Annotated in this window: 16 protein-coding genes; 11 read left to right on the top strand and 5 right to left on the bottom strand. The window is 72.2% G+C overall.

Annotated elements, in window-relative coordinates; translation table 11 throughout:
* On the bottom strand, positions 1 to 1,293 hold a 1,293-nt coding region (locus tag QSK52_RS34730), incomplete at its 3' end, for a hypothetical protein (protein WP_285740239.1).
* A 205-nt stretch (positions 1,294 to 1,498) separates the two neighbouring features.
* Between QSK52_RS34730 and QSK52_RS34725 the strand changes: the two genes are divergently transcribed.
* From QSK52_RS34725 to QSK52_RS34715, 3 genes are all read left to right on the top strand, one after another.
* A complete protein-coding gene (locus QSK52_RS34725) occupies positions 1,499 to 2,185 on the top strand; it encodes a DUF488 family protein, N3 subclade (RefSeq protein ID WP_285740238.1) in 687 nt (228 codons plus the stop codon).
* A gap of 90 nt (positions 2,186 to 2,275) precedes the next feature.
* Positions 2,276 to 3,091 carry a hypothetical protein gene (locus QSK52_RS34720; RefSeq protein WP_285740237.1) on the top strand — a complete coding sequence of 272 codons (816 nt, stop codon included), beginning with the start codon at positions 2,276 to 2,278 and terminating at the stop codon, positions 3,089 to 3,091.
* A 336-nt stretch (positions 3,092 to 3,427) separates the two neighbouring features.
* Entirely contained in the window at positions 3,428 to 4,327 is a 900-nt protein-coding gene (locus tag QSK52_RS34715; RefSeq protein WP_285740236.1) for a trypsin-like serine protease, read from the top strand.
* Between the two features lie 822 nt (positions 4,328 to 5,149).
* Here the strand turns inward: QSK52_RS34715 and QSK52_RS34710 are convergent.
* Genes QSK52_RS34710 through QSK52_RS34695 form a run of 4 tightly spaced genes read right to left on the bottom strand, consistent with a single transcriptional unit; the run spans position 5,150 to position 8,938 of the window.
* Positions 5,150 to 6,109 carry a quinone oxidoreductase family protein gene (locus tag QSK52_RS34710; protein WP_285740235.1) on the bottom strand — a complete coding sequence of 320 codons (960 nt, stop codon included), beginning with the start codon at positions 6,107 to 6,109 and terminating at the stop codon, positions 5,150 to 5,152.
* A 44-nt stretch (positions 6,110 to 6,153) separates the two neighbouring features.
* Entirely contained in the window at positions 6,154 to 6,978 is an 825-nt protein-coding gene (locus QSK52_RS34705; protein WP_285740234.1) for an ABC transporter permease, read from the bottom strand.
* On the bottom strand, positions 6,975 to 7,925 hold the full coding sequence (locus QSK52_RS34700) for an ABC transporter ATP-binding protein (protein WP_285740233.1): 951 nt from the start codon (positions 7,923 to 7,925) through the stop codon (positions 6,975 to 6,977). Before QSK52_RS34700 ends, QSK52_RS34705 begins: the two co-directional genes overlap by 4 nt.
* Positions 7,925 to 8,938, bottom strand: a complete 1,014-nt coding sequence (locus tag QSK52_RS34695) for an ABC transporter substrate-binding protein (RefSeq protein ID WP_285740232.1) — start codon at positions 8,936 to 8,938, stop codon at positions 7,925 to 7,927. The genes QSK52_RS34700 and QSK52_RS34695 overlap by 1 nt, the downstream gene beginning before the upstream one ends.
* A gap of 310 nt (positions 8,939 to 9,248) precedes the next feature.
* On the opposite strand from QSK52_RS34695, the gene QSK52_RS34690 reads away from it, so the two are divergent.
* From QSK52_RS34690 to QSK52_RS34655, 8 genes are all read left to right on the top strand, one after another.
* Positions 9,249 to 10,088: an IclR family transcriptional regulator gene (locus tag QSK52_RS34690; RefSeq protein ID WP_285740231.1), complete on the top strand. Its 840-nt coding sequence runs from the start codon at positions 9,249 to 9,251 to the stop codon at positions 10,086 to 10,088.
* 78 nt (positions 10,089 to 10,166) lie between these two features.
* Positions 10,167 to 10,958, top strand: a complete 792-nt coding sequence (locus tag QSK52_RS34685; RefSeq protein WP_285740230.1) for an SDR family NAD(P)-dependent oxidoreductase — start codon at positions 10,167 to 10,169, stop codon at positions 10,956 to 10,958.
* Between the two features lie 106 nt (positions 10,959 to 11,064).
* The gene (locus tag QSK52_RS34680; protein WP_285740229.1) at positions 11,065 to 11,913 is read left to right on the top strand and encodes an alpha/beta fold hydrolase; all 849 of its coding nucleotides are present in this window, start codon (positions 11,065 to 11,067) and stop codon (positions 11,911 to 11,913) included.
* Between the two features lie 38 nt (positions 11,914 to 11,951).
* Positions 11,952 to 12,806, top strand: a complete 855-nt coding sequence (locus QSK52_RS34675; RefSeq protein WP_285740228.1) for an alpha/beta fold hydrolase — start codon at positions 11,952 to 11,954, stop codon at positions 12,804 to 12,806.
* Between the two features lie 182 nt (positions 12,807 to 12,988).
* Positions 12,989 to 14,248 carry a Rieske 2Fe-2S domain-containing protein gene (locus QSK52_RS34670; protein ID WP_285740227.1) on the top strand — a complete coding sequence of 420 codons (1,260 nt, stop codon included), beginning with the start codon at positions 12,989 to 12,991 and terminating at the stop codon, positions 14,246 to 14,248.
* 115 nt (positions 14,249 to 14,363) lie between these two features.
* A complete protein-coding gene (locus QSK52_RS34665) occupies positions 14,364 to 15,746 on the top strand; it encodes a M20 family metallopeptidase (protein WP_285740226.1) in 1,383 nt (460 codons plus the stop codon).
* The gene (locus QSK52_RS34660; RefSeq protein WP_285740225.1) at positions 15,743 to 16,696 is read left to right on the top strand and encodes a catechol 1,2-dioxygenase; all 954 of its coding nucleotides are present in this window, start codon (positions 15,743 to 15,745) and stop codon (positions 16,694 to 16,696) included. The genes QSK52_RS34665 and QSK52_RS34660 overlap by 4 nt, the downstream gene beginning before the upstream one ends.
* Positions 16,693 to 17,562, top strand: coding sequence for an IclR family transcriptional regulator (locus QSK52_RS34655; protein WP_285740224.1), 870 nt, complete (start codon positions 16,693 to 16,695; stop codon positions 17,560 to 17,562). The genes QSK52_RS34660 and QSK52_RS34655 overlap by 4 nt, the downstream gene beginning before the upstream one ends.
* Positions 17,563 to 17,726 lie beyond the last annotated feature (164 nt).

The following is a 17,726-nucleotide window of genomic DNA, read 5'->3' as shown; positions in this document are numbered from 1 at the left end:
GACGACTCGTAGGACGGCTTGCACGCGCAGACACACATGGCGGCGATCATCGCGGACATCTCGACCGCGACGACCACCCCCAGCGATCACGCCACGCAGTTGATCAATTACCCCACACTTTCTGAGGCGGTACACGTGGTCGGTGCCGACGAAGGGGATGCCGAGCACCGTCCGTTCGGCGTCCTGGACGCTGCCGATCGCGGCGTGCGAGATGCCCTTGTAGCGCTTGCGCCCCTGCCGGTCGGTCAGGTACGGGACGGTGGCTTCCGCGTCGCCGGCGAAGGCGGTCAGGCCGGCCGCGCCGGTGCGGGCGAGGGCGTGCTGGAACCAGGCGTTGTGGCTGGGGGCGAGGTGGAAGCCGGGAACGGTTTCCGGGCTCTCGCCGTCGTCCGCGGGCAGCGGGATGCCGGGAAAGATGTTGTCCTGGTCGAGTTCGCTGTCCAGGTTCCGGGCGTCCTCGGCCGGGTGGGCGAGGAGGCCGCCGTTGCCGCGCGCGTGCAGTACGTGGATCCGCATCGGTCCGTCGACGGGCAGTTCCGTGCTGAAGACCAGGGCGGGCGTGTCACCCCATCCGCCGATGTGGACGGCATCGGCGTGCACCGCGGCGGAGGCCAGCTGGCCGTGCGAGGCGGACAGGCCGCTGTGGTTGCCCTTGCAGGCGATCGGGAAGACCCGCGAAGGCTGCCCGGGCTTCCACACCTCGGCGAAGTACTGGGGCCGGTACGAGTACCCGACGGATGTCCCGGCGTCCGCGCTGGTCACCGCGAACCCGGCGCGCAGCGCGGTGTCCGCGGGAACGATCGACACGCTGTGGTCCGGATAGCGCTTGGCCAGCACCTGTTTGGCCACGGCCAGGGCGAAGCCGACTCCGAGTTCGTCGGACTGGAGTGCCTTGTAGTAGTTGGCGGTGTCGCGGCCCTCGGCCGACAGCGCCATGAAGGTGCCCAAGGTACCCTCCAAGGCCTGGCTGTACTTGAGGCAGCCCCAGTGCTCCGCCAGGCCCCGCCCGGCACCGCGCCGGGCGAGCGCGGTCGCGCGTCCGAGGGTGTGCAGCACGTCCCACGGGGTCAGCTGGATGCCGTCACCGTGTTCCTCGTACGGAAGGGGTCCGAGTCCCTGTTTGCGGCGAAGGGGCTCGAGTTCCTTCTCCTTCCGCTTCTGGTCCTCCTTGGCCGCACACGCCTCCACGTCCCTGAGCAGCTTCGGACCGGAGTGGACCGCGACGTTCGACAGCTGCGCCAACTGCCGAAGGACCTCGGCCACGTTCTTCGAGATGTCTTCCTCCACGTACATCCCCCCAACTCTCCAGTTCCACCGGGCAGATGCCGCACCATAGGCCGCACCGGCGGGGCGCATGCCAGGGCGCACACGAACATGGCTGGAATCAGGGAATGAGCAGTGGCTCGGAACGCTACACCGTGACTTCGCCGTTCACGGCCTTCACCCGTTCGGGGACGCGGCGACGGACGCCGGCTGACTGCTCGTTAGGATTTCCGCCATGTCTGGTCGCCCCCACGCCGATAGCCCCGAACGCACCCGCGCCCACCGCCTGGGCCGCCGGCTACGAGCCCTGCGCGAGGCCCGCGGCCTGACCCGACCCGAGCTGGCCTGCGCCGCCGGTGTGCCCCTGCGCACGCTGTCCCGTCTGGAGACCGAGGGTGTGGCGCAGCCCGGGCTGTTCACCGTCGCGGCGTTGGCGCGGGTCCTGGAGGTGACGGTGGACGAGCTGGTGACGGCTGCGGGTGCGGTGCCGGGTCTGTGGTCCACGGGTTACGAGGGGCGGACGATCGACTCGTTCGTGGCGGCGCTGGTCGGTGCGGGGGTGGACGCGGTGGCGGATGTCCGACTGACACCGATCAGCCGCAAGCCCGGGTTCAGCAAGTCCCGGCTGAGCGCGGCCCTGGCCGAGGCGGACATCTCCTACCTGCACCTGCGTTCGCTGGGCAACCCGAAGGACAACCGGGCGCCGTTCTGGGACGGCCGCGTCGGCGAGGGCCTGGCGGTGTTCGCCGACATCCTGGCGGCGGAGCCGGCCCGCCGGGAGTTGGCGGAACTGGCCGAGCTGGCCGTCGAGCGTTCGGTGGCGGTGCTGTGCTTCGAGCAGGACGAGAGCCGCTGCCACCGCCAGGCCGTGCTGGCCGAACTGCACCAGCGCACCGCGCTGCCCGTCGCCGCCCTGGTCTGATCCGCTTCAACTCCCGTCCGAACAGGCACCCTTGCGCATCCGACACCCTGGCCGCCCAATGGTGACAGGAGTCGAACCAGGGGGGCTGGCATGCCGGCATCGGGCTGGGAACGAGCGCGCATCCTGATCACCGTCAAGACGTATCCCGACGTCTCGCACAAGTACCTGGAAACCTGCTGCGTCGCCGGCATCCGCCTGGACGCCGACCCGGTGCGGCACGTGCGGCTGTTCCCCGTCCCGCACCGGCTGCTCGACGAGGAGAAGCGGTTCGGGAAGTACTCCGTCGTCGAGGTCGACGTCCGACGCCACCACACCGACCGCAGACCCGAGAGCCTGCGCCCCAACCTCGACACCCTCCGGGTCGTCGACACCGTCAGCAGCCGAGGCGGCTGGGCCGAGCGCCTCGACATCGCCAGACCTTTGATCCAGCCGTCCCTCTGCGCGATCAAACGTCTCCAGGCCGCCGACGGAACCTCCCTCGGGCTGTTCCGCCCCGCGCGCATCGACTCCTTCCGTCTCGCCGACGCCACCCCCTGGACCGCGGAGCAGCACGGCATCGTCAACCAGACCGACGTGCTGCACCCCGACCACCGGCCCCTCGAATGGGTCCCCTACGAGTTCCGCTACCGCTTCCACTGCGAGGACGACGCCTGCCGAGGCCACGACATGGGCCTGCACGACTGGGAAGCGGGCCAGTCGTGGCGCAAGTTCCGCCGCACCTACCCGGCCCACCGGCTCGCCGACGTCCTGCACGAGCGCTGGTGGACCAGGACGGTCACGCCCGATCGGGCCACGCACTTCTTCGTCGGCAACATCGCCGCCCGCCCGAAGACGTTCATGCTCCTCGGCGTGTTCAACCCCACCGTCGCCGCCCTCACCGCCCCGCGCCAGGATGCGCTCTTCTGAGCGCACATCTGGAGCCTTCATCGGCATCGGACCGCGAACGTGTGCGGCTGGCCGTGGAAGCGACCCCGCCACCACGGAGCCGGACGGAGGCGACGGGGGCCTGTTCACTCGTACCGGCGCGAGGCTGCCGGGATCCGGCGCCCCAGACCCGGCTGCCGGAGGCGGGCACGGGCCGGCCCGAGCAGTCGGCCGCGCCCAGCAAGCCGGCGCCGCCCTCTTGTTGGTGCGCCGACGTCTCACTAGCCTCGTCGCGGGCCGACCGCACCGACCGGGGATTCGGTCGGCCCCGCACCGGCTCGCGGCCGGCGCGTCCGGCGATCGAAAGGGACCCGCACCGTGCCCACGACTGACCAGACCGGCCCGCGACGGATGGTGGCGGCCCTCGGCACCGTCGCCCTGGCGACGGCCGCCGTCCTCGCCACCACACTTCCGGCCGAGGCGATCAACACGTACAACTCCGCACCCGCACCGGAGCGCACCGAGGTGGGCGCGCTGGTCGTGCAGTGGGACGACGACGCGGACCCGGCCACCCCCGACCGGGTGGACTGGATGTGCTCGGGAACGATGGTCGACCGCGACACCTTCCTGACCGCCGCGCACTGCACCTCCGACTGGGCGCCCGGCGCCCGGTTCTACGTCTCGCTCGACCAGGACGTGCAGGCGGCCCTGGACAGCGCGAAGTCCGCCCACCCGGCCGACCCGGCCGCCGTCGCCGCCGCGGTGGCCGTGGAGGGCACCGCACACACCGACCAGGCCTACCCCGGCCCGGCCTCCGACCCGCACGACATCGCGGTGGTCCAGCTGCCCGCCCGGGCCGTCGCCGCCCGCTGGACGTTCACCCCGGCGACCCTGCCCACCGCCGGACGGCTCGACGCCCTCGGCCCGCAGGGCCTGAACGCCACCTCGTTCCTGGTGGCCGGCTACGGCACCCAGGAGGCCGAACGGGGCCCCGGCGGCCAGACCCACCCCGGTGGCGGCGTCCGCCTCAAGGCCCCGGTCGGCTTCGACGCGCTCAACCCCGCCTGGGTCCGCCTCGCCATGACCGCCCCGCAGGGCAACGGCGGCGCCTGCTACGGAGATTCCGGCGGCCCCGACTTCGCCACTCTCGACGGCAGGCTCACCCTGGTCGCCACCACGATCACCGGCGACGGCCCCTGCTACGCCACCAACGTCGCCTACCGCCTCGACACCCCCTCCGCCCGCACCTTCCTCTCCCCCTTCGTCACCCTCCCCTGACACGCCCACGACCCGCCGCCGACACCGCGCCCACGGCGTCGCGCACCGGCGGCGGGTCCCGCGGGGCGGCAGCGGCCGACTCGTCGAACGGCTCGGCGACAGGGGCCGCGTCCACGCAGGAGACCGAAGCCGTGGCGCGGGGCGCGGGCCGGGCCAGTAGGCCGGTCCGTGCCGGTGGATGTGTTCCAGCAGGCGTCGTCGCCGGCGGCGAGGATCCTGGTCATGGGCTCTGTGGGGTTCTTGCCCAGGCGGACCGGGCGGCCGTAGTAACGCCCCCCAGTTCTCGTCGACCAGGTCGGCCAGTAGGTGCGACGCGGTCCGGGCCGCCTCTTCCGGTGCGGCGCGGACGGCCTCGGTGACCGGTTCCAGCCGGTTCGGATCGCGCACCGCGGCCAGGACGTGGGTGGAGTCGGTGCACTGGGTGGTGCGCTCGGTGACGTGTCCGGCCTCCTTCGGACGTTCGAGTGCCGGATCGAGGAGCCGGTCGGCTCGGTCCTCCGGGACCAGGCGCTCACGGAAGTCGGCCAGCACGCTGATGGTGGCCAGTTGGGCGGGCGAGATTCCGGGGCGTCCGTCGCGCGGGTACCAGCCCGCGAAGTCCTCGTCGCGTCACAGCCCGTCCGACCGGTCTCTGACCCCCGTCGCCGTCGTCCCGCCCGGGTTGCTCGCCCACGCGATCTGCGCGGTCAAAGACGGGACTTGCTCACCGGAGCGGGGATGGAGCGACAACTGACACCTCGACAACTGCGCGGTCTTCGATCAGCCCGAGCACGCCCACTGGTCAGGCCAGCACACTGGGAAGCTGCAAGATCTCCGACAGAGTCAAGTCAGGTCGAGCACGATCTTGCCCACCGCCTCGCCCGTGCGCAGCCGTTCCACCGCCTCGCCGAGCGCGTCCATCCCGTACCGCTCGTAGGGCAGGGACAGGGCGCCCGAGGAGAGGTCCGGCAGCAGGCGCAGCACCTCGGGGGCGACCTCCTGGGCGCGGGAGATCATGTTGACCGGCAGGAGGGAGACGTCGGCGAGGAAGAAGTCCGCGAGGTCGAGCGTGAGTTCTCGACCGGCCGTGTAGCCGAGGAGCGCGGCCCGCCCCCGCTGGCGGACCAGGGTGAGGGCGTTGCGCAGGATGCTGCCGCCGACAGTGTCGATCAGGACGTCGACCTTGCCCCCGATGGCTTGCTCGGAGAGTTCCGAGGCGAGCAGGGCCTTGGCGGTGGCCGGTACGTGCGCCAGCTTCGCCGGGCGCCCGACCGCGCCCACCACCTCGGCGCCGACCCGCGCCGCGAGTTGCACGGCCATGGCTCCGACCGCACCGGACGCGCCGGTGACCAGCACCCGCTCCCCCGGCTGCACCCGGGCGATCGCGTGCACGGTCGCCCATGCGGTGCCGACCGGCGAGAAGTAGGTGCAGGCCAGTGCGGGATCGGTTCCCGCGGGCATGGTCTCCGCCGCGGCGTCCGGCAGGAGCAGGTGCTCGGCCCAGGCGCCGTCGCGGCTCAGGCCCAGCCCTTCCCCGCGCACCCGCACCAGGGCGCCCTCGGGGTGCGTGTCCGAGGCGAGGACGTGGCCGCTGCCCTGCGTGCCGGGGACGAACGGCAGCTCGGGCAGGATGCCGAACTCGCCGTCGAGGACGTTGAGGTCCAGGTGGGCGACGGTGGCCGCCGCCATCCGTACGAGGGTGTGCCCGGGGCGCGGCTCGGGCACGGTCCGCTCGGCGAGTCGCGGCAGGGTGCCGAACTCCTCCAGCACCAGGGTGCGCGACATGGACGTGGGAGTGCTCACGTGCGGTGTTCTCCGTTCTTCCCCCCGTTGCTCACTGCTGCCGGTCACGCCTTCACCCCGTACTTGTACAGCACGCGCGAGGCGATCAGGCGGAGCACGCGGTCGTAGACGAGCCCCAGGACGCCCAGCGTGATGATGCCGACGAAGACCCAGTCGATGCGGCCGTAGTTTCGTGAGGTCCAGATCAGGGAGCCCAGTCCCACCTGGGCGGCGACGATCTCGGCGGAGACGATCGTCAGGAAGCAGTTGCCCATGGCGAGTCGGGCGCCCGTGAAGATGTAGGGGACAGTCGCGGGCAGCACCACGCGGCGCAGGATCTGGCTGCGGCTCGCTCCGAGGCTGGCCGCCGCCCGCACCTTGGATTCGTTGACCGCCATCACGCCGGCGCTGGTGTTGAGCGTGACGATGAAGACGGCCGTGTAGAAGATCAGGACCACCTTCGACGTCTCGCCGATTCCCAGCCACACGACGGCGAGGGTCACGAAGGCCACCGGCGGGATGAAGCGGAAGAACTCCGTGTAGGGCTCCAGGAGCTGCCGGACGATCCTGATCTGCCCGATGAGGAGGCCGACCGGGGCACCCACGAGGACGCCGAGACCCCAGCCGATCAGGATGCGGCGGCTGGAGGCGACGATCGAGTTCCCCAGGGTGCCGTCGGCCGCCAACTCGCCGGCTGCTGAAAGGGTTTCGCGGGGCGAGGCGACCAGGGACGGGCCGTACTCCATGGCCACGAGCTGCCAGGCTCCCAGGCCGACGAGGATCGCGAGGACGTACAGCCCGAGGGTGCGCAGCCGCTGTCCCGCCGCTTTGCCGGTGCGCCGCGGGAGGGTGCGCGTGCGGTCCGGGGCCTTCGTTGTCGTGATGGTCATGCGCTCCTCGCCTCCTGGTCGAGTCGCACGGCGTCCTGTCCGGCGGTGGTGCCGGCGGCCGCCTCGGTGTCCTGGTCGAGTCCCTGGTCCTGCATCGCCTTGCGGACCTCCTCCGCGATGTCCTGGCGCAGCTTGTCGCGCAGGCGCAGTGCGGCGGGGTCGGACGCGTCGCGGGGGCGCGGCAGCTCGACCGTGTAGAGGGACTTGATCGATGCCGCCGGGCCCGCCGTCATGACGGCGACCCGGTCGGCCAGGAGGATCGCTTCGTCGATGTCGTGCGTGACGAAGACGACGGTGCAGCCGGACGCCCGCCAGATGCGGTCCGTCTCCTGTTGCAGGACCTGTCGGGTCTGGGCGTCGAGTGCGCCGAAGGGCTCGTCCATGAGGACGACGCTCGGTTCGTTGGCGAGGACCCGGGCGATCTGGACGCGCTGGCGCATGCCGCCGCTGAGCTGGCCGGGATAGCGGTCGGCGCAGTGGCGCAGGCCGACCAGGCCGAGGAACTCGTCCGCCACCCGGTTCTGTTCGGCGCGGCCCAGGCCGCGCATGCGGGGTCCGAAGGTGACGTTCTGGTGGACCGTCATCCAGTCGAAGAGGACCTCGCTGTTCTGGAAGACCATGCCGATCCCGGGGCCGGGGCCGCTGACGGTGGCACCGTCCGCGGTGAGGGACCCTTTGCTGACCTGGACGAAGCCGGCCATGGCCGACAGCAGCGTGGACTTCCCGCAGCCGCTGGGTCCGAGCAGGCAGAGGAACTCACCGGCCGGGATGTCCAGGTCGATTCCCCGGACGGCCTGGAAACCGCCGAAGGAGATCCCGGCGCCTTCCACCCGCAGGGCCGCCCCGCGTCCGGCCGCCGGTTGCGCACGGTCACGGGGGGCTGCCGCGGCGGGCGCGCCCGCCGCCGGTGCCGACTGCTCTGCGGCCGCCTTGGTCGCCTCGGTCATCAGGACGCCTTCGTGTTGTCGGTGAGCCAGCCGCGCTGGACGGTGAGGGACACGTCGGGGCGGGCCTTGAGCTTGCCGGTCTCCAGGTAGAACCGTGCCGTGTCGTCGTAGTGCTTCAGGTCCTCGTCCGTGAAGTCGCGGATTCCGAAGTCGATGTCCTTCACGGCGTTCACCGTCTGGCTCGCGGGGATCTTCGCGGCCTTCTCGGTGGCCTTCGCCGCGGCCTGCGGGTCCCTCTCGGTGTCCTTGGCCGCTTCCGCGAGGGCCGCAGCCACCTTGGCGGCGACGTCCCCGTGGCCCTTGAGCCAGGACGAGGTCGTCAGCAACCAGTGCTGGTAGTCGAGACCGTAGTCGCCCGTGCTCTCGAAGATCCGCGCACCCAGTTCCGCCCCCTTGGCCGGCCACGGCTCCCACAGGACGTACGCGTCCACGTCGCCCTTCTTGGTGAGGGCCGGGATCTCGGCGGGGTCGGCCGTGACGAACTTGACCGAGCCCGTGCCGATGCCCTTCGACTCGAGGAACCGGGTGGCGGCCAGCTCGGACAGCCCCGGGACCACGGCCATCTTCCGGATGTCGGCGGGGGACTGCACACCGGGACCCAGGACGACCTTGAGGTACTGCCCGGACTCCTCGTACACGAGGAGCGCCCGCAGGTCGGGGCTCTGTCCGAGCAGGCCGATGGTGGTGGCGTCCGAGTTCCCCGCCAGCTGGACCTGTCCGGCGTTGAGGGCGTCGACGCCTTCCCCGCCCTTGGCGAACTGGACGAGGTCGACGTCGACACCGTGCTTGGCCCACAGTCCCTCGGCACCGGCCAGGAAGAAGGGCGCGTACGAGGCGTCGACTCCGACCGCGATGCGGATGTGGGGAGCGCCCGCCGCGCCGGAGCCCGGACCCGCGTCCGAATCGGTGGTCCCCGCGCCGCACGCGGTGACCGCGAACAGGGCGGTGGTGAGGAGGGCGGAGCCGGCGACGCGGCGTCTGGGGCAGGCGGTGGAGCGGGATGCGGTCTTCATGGCCACCTCGGATCGGGATGCTTCGAGCAATTCATCGGGGGTCTGGGCCCGCGGGTTGGCGCACGTTACTGTCGGTCGGAGCGTGCGTGCATGCGCTGTGGTCCGCTCAGTGGGACGGCCCGGGATCCCCGTCCCGGTCGGTTCCCGGTGCGGGCGCGGGCTTCGGCCCGACGGCGCCGGCGCTGCGCCGCACCGACGGGGCTGCCGTCGCGTCGATTCCCCGGTGTTCACATCCGCGTCCCCTCTGTAGCATGGCGTCGCCGCAGTTCACACGGCCTGCGCCGGTGTGCGGCGACGTGAGGGGACGCTGATGGGAGCGAACGCCGAAGAGGGCGCGCCGCAGCCCAAGTCCGTCCTGGGCAAGGCCCAGCTGCTGCTCGCCGCGTTCGAGTCCGGGGCGGACCGGCTGCGGCTGAGCGAGCTGAGCCGCCGCTCGGGCGTGCCCAAGGCGTCGGCGTACCGCCTCGCGCAGGAACTGGTGCAGTGGGGGTTGCTCGATCGGCACGGGGACACCTACGAGCTCGGTGTCAGGCTCTTCCACCTGGGGCACCGGGTACCCGCCTCGGCCGTGCTGCGTTCGGTCGCGCGCCCGCTGATGACCGATCTGTACACGCGGACCCGCACCGCCGTGCACCTGGCGGTCCTCGACGGGACCCGCGTCCTGTTCCTGGAGAAGATCGCCGGTGAGGCGAACGTCCTCACCCACTCGTACGTCGGCGGCCACCTCCCCGCCTCGTGCACGGCGACCGGTCAGCTGCTGCTCGCCCTGGCCCCGGACGGTCCCGCGCGGGTCGCCGCCCTCGTCCGGGCCGGGCTTCCGGCGCTGACCCCCCGGTCGGTGACCGACCCCGAGGTGCTGGCCAGACGGTTGTCCGTGGCGTCCCGCCAGGGGTACGCGCTGGAGGTCGAGGGGGTCAGGGCCGGGTACGCCAGCCTTGCCGTGCCGGTGGCCCTGGGTGGGGAGGAGCACGCGGCGCTCTCGGTCACCGCGCCGGTCGCCCAGGTGTCGGTGGGCCGGTGCCTCGCGGCGTTGCAGGCCACCGCGGAGAGCATCGAGCGCGGGGTGGCGCGGAGGACGGCGTACGAGGAGGTGCGGGCACCGCGCGGCCGGAAGGCACCCGCCCCGCGCGCGACACCCGCCGCCGACTGACCACCTCTCGTCGCCCCCGGTCCGGTGACCGGACCGCCCGCGTGGGCACGTCCCTCCGCCGCACCGCACCCTCAGCGGATGACTTCTGCACTCACCACCGGCCGGCGCCCGGAACCGCCCGCCCACCGCGGGCCCGTCCTCGTCACGGGCGGCACCAGCGGGATCGGGCTGGCGGTCGCCGAGGCGGTGGCACGCACCGGGCGCCCCGTCGTGGTCACCGGGCGTTCGGAGCAAAGGTGCCGGCAGGCGGAGCACCGGCTCCGCTCCCTGCTCGGAGGGGAACAGCTGGCTCTGGTCGCGGACACCACGGACGCCGACGCGCTGGCCGGGGCCGTGAGCCGGGCCGCGGACCGCTGGGGCCCGGTCACCGGTCTGGTGACGGCCGCCGGGCGCCTGGCCCGCGGCTCGGTGCTCGCCCTGCCGCCCGAGGACTTCCGCGCCGCCCTCGACACCAACGTCGTCGGTACCTGGCTGGCGATCCGCGCCGTCCTGCCGGGCATGCTCGGCGCCGGTCACGGACGCATCGTCACGGTCGGGTCCGTGCTCGGCTCGACCGGCGCCCCCGAGCGGTCCGGCTACGCCGCCACCAAGGGCGCGGTCGCCGCACTCACCAGGTCGGTGGCCCTGGAGGTCGCCGGGAGCGGCGTCACCGTGAACTGCGTCGCCCCCGGCCCCGTGCGCACCCCGATGAACGAGGGCGGCACCGGTGCCGACGGCGACGTCCGGGCCGTCTTCACCGCGAAGGTGCCGCTGGGACGCTGGGGAAGACCCGAGGAGGTCGCGCACGCGGTGCTCCCCCTGCTCGCCGCCGGCTCGTCCTTCACCACCGGCGCGGTCGTGCACGTGGACGGCGGTTACACCGCCCAGTGAGCCGCCGAGCGGGAGGAGTCCGCTCAGCGGACCGCGGAACTGGGCCCCCGCCCGGCCCGGTGGTGGGCTTGCCACCGTACCCCCGCACCCGTACGGAAGGACTCGCATGTCACCAGCACCGGAGAGCCGCTACGCGGACGGCGCGGGCATCCGCTACCACTACCACGACCTCGGTTCGGGCCCCGACACCGTGTTCCTGCACGGCGGTGGCCCCGGCTGCACGGCGTGGAGCGACTTCGGGCCCGTCGCGCCGCTGTTCGCGGCCGACCGGCGCTGCCTGCTCGTGGACATCCAGCAGTACGGCAAGTCGGAGAAGTCCCGCATCGAGGGCCCGATGTGGGACCACCACGCAGCGAAGACGGTCGGTCTGCTCGACACGCTCGGTGTCGACCGCGCCGACTTCGTGTGCAACTCGTGGGGCGGCACCATCGCCCTCAACCTCGCCGCGAAGTACCCGGACCGGGTCCGTTCGCTGGTCGTCACCGGCAGCATGCCCGTCTTCTACGGACCGCTCGCCCCGCTCCCCGAGAACGGGCACCGCGGCCGCACCGCCCGCGACGTCTACTACGGCGGCGAGGGCCCGACCCGCGAGAAGATGCGGCAGCTCCTCACCAGGCTGGAGTGGTACGACGGCGCCAAGCTCCCCGAGGAGACGCTGACGCTGCGGTACGAGCAGAGCCTCGACGAGGGCGAGCGTGCGCTCGCTGCCATGTCCGACTCGCCGCGCGGGGAGTGGCAGGACCTCACCGGGGAACTGGGCCGGATCCAGGCTCCGACGCTGTTCGTGTGGGGCATGCAGGACGCCTTCCTCACCCCGGACTACCCGCTGATGCTCGCCCGCATGGTGCCGCGCGGAAACCTGCACGTGATGGACCACGCCTCCCACCACCTGCAGGAGGAACGCCCCGAGGCGTACCACTCGGTGGTCAGCGGCTTCCTCGACTCACTCGTCTGACCCCCACCCCGTTCCCGACCTCCCCACGGAGTACCGCCATGTCGATCTGGACCGAGATCAGCCCCACCCCCTTCCGCGTCGAGTACGTCGACGCCGCCGGGGTCCCCACGCGCACCCTGCGCGCCGGCGACCCGAACGCCGAGTCCGTCCTCTTCCTGCACGGCACCAGCGGCCACCTGGAGGCGTTCGCGCGCAACATCACCGCACACGCCGCCTACGACCTGCACGCCATCGACATGCTCGGTCACGGCTACACCGGCAAGCCCGACCGGCCCTACGAGATCGCGGACTACCTGGGGCACCTCCTCGACTACATGGACGCCGTCGGCGTCGGCAGCGCCCACATCGTCGGTGAGTCCTTGGGCGGCTGGGTCGGTGCACGCGCGGCCGTCGACCACCCCGAGCGGGTGCGCAGCCTCCAACTCCTCTGCTCCGGCGGCACCGTGGCCAACCCCGAGGTCATGGACCGCATCCGGACCAGCACCAAGCAGGCCGTCGCCTCCGACGACATCGACCTGACGCGCCGACGGCTGCGACTGCTCATGGCCGACGACGCCTCCGCCACCGAGGAACTGGTCGAGGTCCGGCACGCGATCTACCACGCGCCGGAGTTCGTCGCGGGCGTCGACAACCTCCTCTCCCTCCAGGACATGGAGCGGCGTCAGCGCAACCTGCTGCGCCCCGAGCACCTGTCGCGGATCACCCAGCCGACGCTGGTCGTGTGGGGCCGGCAGAACCCGTTCGGCGAGGTGCCCGAGGCCGTGGCGCTGCACCGGGGCATCCCCGGTTCGCGCCTCGAACTGTTCGAGGAGTGCGGGCACTGGCCGCAGCACGAGCAGGCCGAGCGCTACAACGCCCTCAGCCTCGAGTTCATCGGCGCGGCCGCGGGCTGACGCGGGTCGTGCGGTTCACGGGCGGGTGCTGTCCGGGCACCCCCCGTGCGATCGAGGGCCGTGGTCGGTCCGCCGGTCCGCCGGCGGTCACGGTCCGTTCACCGGAACAGGTTCATGGGCAGGCACCGCCGCGCGGCGGATGCTCGTGACGCACACCCACTGGAGCAGGAGACCCCGACGAGATGACCACGAGCGAACGATCCCCCGCCGTGCAGCGACCGGCCGTGAAGGAGTCGGCCAAGCCGCGGCGCGCCCCCGCCGACAAGATCGGACGACAGGACTGGTCGTCCTGGCCCCACTACGACGCGGCGGCGTCCGGCTTCCGCGGCTACTGGTACCCGGTCACCTGGTCGAGCCATGTCACCGGCGACCCGAAGCCGTTTACCCTCTGCGGCGAGAAGATCACGCTGATCCGCGACAACGGGAAGGCGTACGCGCTGCACGACCGCTGCCCGCACCGCGGCGTGCCGCTCTCCGAGGGCAACCAGCAGTTCCCCGGCACCGTAAGCTGCCCGTACCACGGCTGGACCTTCGACCTGCCCACGGGCAAGCTGTCCGCGGTCATCACCGACGGTCCCGGCTGCCGGCTCACGGGCAAGCTGGGCGTGCGCACCTACGCCGTCGAGGAGCGGCTCGGCATGGTCTGGGTGTACGTCCCGGTCGCCGAGGAGGACCCGTACCCGATCGACGAGCAGCTCCCCGAGGAGCTGGTGTCGAACGCTTTCGTGATGGGCGGCCGCATCGAGCCGCGCAGCGGCAACTGGCGCTTCGCCTGCGAGAACGGCTTCGACGAGGGGCACGCCAAGTACCTTCACCGGACGGCGCTGTGGCGGCTGTTCAAGCCGATGCCGACGTGGAACGTCACCCGGATCGTGCCGGAGGGCCGCTGGATCTACCGGGTGCAGGACGAGGTCTACTGGGAGGCCGACTTCCCGGGTGTGGGCCGCTGGTCGAACAAGCGGTGGTGGAGGAAGCAGCCGCCCGCGGAGACGTTCAACCTCGGCAACACCGGCAAGGCCGACAGCGTCGACCCGGTGATCGAGGCCCAGGGGTTCCCCGGCTTCGCCTCGCTGTCGATGCCCGGCGTGCTGCGGATCGCCTACCCGAAGTTCATCCACTACGAGTTCTACGTCCCGGCCGACGCCGACAACCACCGGTACGTGGGCGTGATGGTCAACTTCAAGCAGGGCTGGGACGCGGTCGGCTTCTACGCCAAGTACCTGGGCGCCGTCCGCTGGCTGTTCCACGGCCAGTTCTCCGGTCAGGACGCCTGGATGGTGGACGTGACCGACGCGCCGCCGGAGAAGCTCTACCGCCCCGACGTGTCATTGACCTCCTGGCGCAACCTCAGCGAGGAGGAGTACGGCAGGAAGCTCGCCGCCGCCGGCGTCCCCGCCCCCGCCCCCGCCCCCGCCGCGGACCTCACGGAAGAGGAGGCCTGACCATGGCCCGCACCCTGTTCAAGATCCTGCTGGGCGTCGCCGTCGCCGTGGCGCTGCCCCGCGCGAGGAAGCGCTTCGCGGAGACGACGATGACCCAGGTCCACCGGATCAACCAGTGAGCGGCGACCACCGCGACGGGCTCTCGGGCCTCGACGACCGGCGCCGCGCCTGGGTGGGCGAGGCGTGGCGGCACGTCACCGACGAACGGCTGCGCGAGCTGGTCGTCGGGCTGGTCGGCATCCCCAGCCCGACCGGCGACGAACGGCCCCTCGCCGAGCACATCGCGGCGACCCTCGGATCGGCGGGCCTGCACGCGGTCTGCCAGCCGATCGACGCCCGCCAGGCCAACGCCTGGGCCCGCCTCGAAGGCGACGGCACGGGGCCCGACCTGATGCTGTACGCGCCCATCGACACCCTCACCGTGGGCGACGAGCGCGAGGACCTGCCCTGGGTCGGCCCGGACCTGCGCGAGGACATGCGTCCCGGGGCCACCGTCTACGACGACCTGGTGACCGGTCTCGGGGCCTCCAACCCCAAAGGCCACGCGGCCTGCGTGATGATGGCCGCCGAGGCGATCGCCCTGGCCGGCGTCCCGCTGCGGGGGAACCTGGTGGCCGCGTTCGGCGCAGGCGGCATGCCGACCAACGCCCGCCCCGGCAGTGACCGCCGCAACACCGGTCACGGGGCAGGCTGCTCGTTCCTCCTCGAGCAGGGCGTGTGGACCGACTACGCCCTCATCGCCAAGCCGGGGTGGACCGTGTCGTGGGACGAGGTCGGCCTGGTGTGGTTCGAGGTGACCGTGCACGGGACCCACACCTACGTGGGCTCCCGCCACCGGCTGCCGTACGACAACGCGATCAGGCGTGCCGGAGAGGTCGTGCGGCACCTGGAGGAGTGGTTCGCCGACTATGCCGGGCGGCACACCGCCGGCACCGTCGCACCACAGGGGATCGTCTCGTCGATACGGGGCGGCTGGCCCCGCATGGCCGCGGTGACCACGGCGGTCTGCTCCCTGCGCGTCGACCTGCGGATCGCCCCGGGGACGACGCCCGTGCAAGCGAAGCGCGAGTTCACCACGGCCGTGGAGGAGTTGAAGCGGTCGCTGCCGGGACTCGACGCCACGGTGGAGATGATCCTCGCCGTCCCGGGGACCACCACCGACCGGGAGAGCTGGATCTTCCGCAGCGCGGTCGCCGGGTGGGAGTCCTTCGAAGGGCGCCCGCACGAGGCCGGGCGGGGCAACAGCGGTGCCACGGACGCGAACATCCTGCGCGGACGGGGCATCCCGACGGTCCGCGTCGGCATGCCCAAGGTCGCCGACGCCCCCTTCGACATCGACTTCGCCCGCGGCATGAACACCGTCTCCGTGCGGGAGATGCGGAAACTGACCCGCCACCTGATCCGCACGGCGGTCGACACCGTCACCCGTACCCGTGCGGAGTGCGGTTCCCCCGGGGAGTCCGGCCCCGTCACGGAGGAGGAAGGAGCAACGGCATGAGTGAGATCGTGCTCGGTGTGGGGGCGTCCCACAGCACGCTGATGAACACGCACTGGGAGGAGACCCTCCACAAGGACCGCGCCGGGCGCTTCCGCGACGCGCTCGGCGCGGCCCGCGACGAACTGGCCCGGGCCCGGCCCGACACCGTCGTGCTGATCGGCTCGAACCACTTCCGGGGGTTCTGGCTCGACCTGATCCCCCCGTTCACGCTCGGCGTCGGCGAATGCATCGCGAGCGGCGAGTCCGGAACGCCCGAGGGTCCGCAGCCGGTCGACGTGCCCCTGGCGCGGCACATCGCCGACTCGCTGGTGGAGAGCGGCCGGTTCGATCCGGCCTTCTCCGCCCGGCTCCAGATCGACCACGGCCAGTCCCACGCCATCCAGTACCTGCTCGACGGGCTCGACGTGGAGATCGTGCCGCTCGTGGTGAACGTCTTCGCCCACCCCCTGCCGACGCTGGAGCGGTGCGAGCAGCTGGGCCGGGCCGTCCGCGAGGCCGTGCTCGCCTTCCCCGGCGACCGCCGGGTCGCGGTGGTCGGCTCCGGCGGGCTCTCGCACCGGCTGCCCTGGCCGGACTGGCGGGAACCGCACGGCGAGGACGAGGAGTTCATGGTCGACGCCTGGCTCGACGGACGCGAGAACTGGCAGGACTACGACGCCCGCCGGCGCGAGATCATCCGGGCCGCCGAAGCCTCCCTCACGCCGGAGTTCGACGACGGGTTCCTCACCCTCCTCGAACGCGGCGAGGCCCACCGCCTCACCACTTACACGACCGCGGAGCTGGAGAAGGCCGCGGGCAACGGCGCGCAGGAGCTGCGGACCTGGCTGGTGATGGCCGCCGCCCTGGGCCACGCGCCCGCACGGCGCCTGGCGTACGAGCCGATGCCCGAGTGGCTTACCGGGATGGGGGTCGCCGTCATCGACCCGGCGGCCGTGGACGCCGGGCAGTGAGCGTGCGGACGCCGACCGGCCCGTCCACGACCGCTCCCCCCTTCGCCGTCCCGGCGCCGTACGGCTCCACGCACCCCGTGCACGACCCCGCGCCGGGCACCGCGGCCGAGGCCGAGGCCGGAGCCTGCGGGACCGACCCGATGAACTCCGTCCTCGGGAAGGTCCGTCCCATCCTGGAGGCCTTCACGTCCGACGACGCCGCCCTCTCGCTCGCCGAGCTGGTGCGCCGGTCGGGGGCGGCCAAAGCCACGGTGCACCGGCTGGCCCAAGAACTGGTGACCTGGGGGCTGCTGGAGCGGGAGGGGTGCGACTACCGCCTGGGCCTGCGCCTGTTCGAGCTGGGACAGCGGGTGCACCGGCAGCGCATCCTGCGCGAGGCCGTGCAGCCGTACATGGAGGACCTGCTGCTGATCACACGGGAGACCATCCACTTCGCCATCCCCGACAGTCTGGACGTCGTCTACCTGGACAAGATCTTCCCGCACCGCGGCCTGAACGCCGAGTCGCGGGTGGCGGGCCGGCTCCCGCTGTACTGCACGGGAACCGGCAAGGCGATCCTCGCGCACTCACCGCCGTCGCTCTTCGTCGACGTGGTCCGCGGGGGCCTCAAACCGCTCACCCGGCACACGGTGGTCTGGCCGGGACGCCTCCGCGCCCAACTCGACCGCATCAAGGAGGAGGGCATCGCACTGGAGTCGGAGGAGATCAGACTCGGCTACGCGAGTCTCGCGGTTCCCGTGTTCGCCGGGGGCACCACGCTGGTGGGCGCCCTGTCCATCACGGCACCCACCTACCGGATGGACGCGGCGGGGCACGCGACGGCGCTGCGGACCGCCGCCCTGGGCATCGGCCGGTCACTGGCCTGAGCGGGTCGCCGCGGGCAGCCGTTCCCGGTCGCCCGCCCACCGGGAACGGACCGTCACCCGCGGCACGTACGACGAGGGGCACGCCGGAAGGCGTGCCCCTCGTCGTACGTGCCGTGCGGCCGTTCGGCACGGCCGTCCTGCTCACCGGAACGACTCCGTAGGGA

The organism is Kitasatospora phosalacinea (genome assembly GCF_030268885.1).
GTDB lineage: Bacteria > Actinomycetota > Actinomycetes > Streptomycetales > Streptomycetaceae > Kitasatospora > Kitasatospora phosalacinea_C.
Note: the sequence above shows the minus strand (reverse complement) of the source record. Positions and strands in the feature narration are given on the sequence as shown.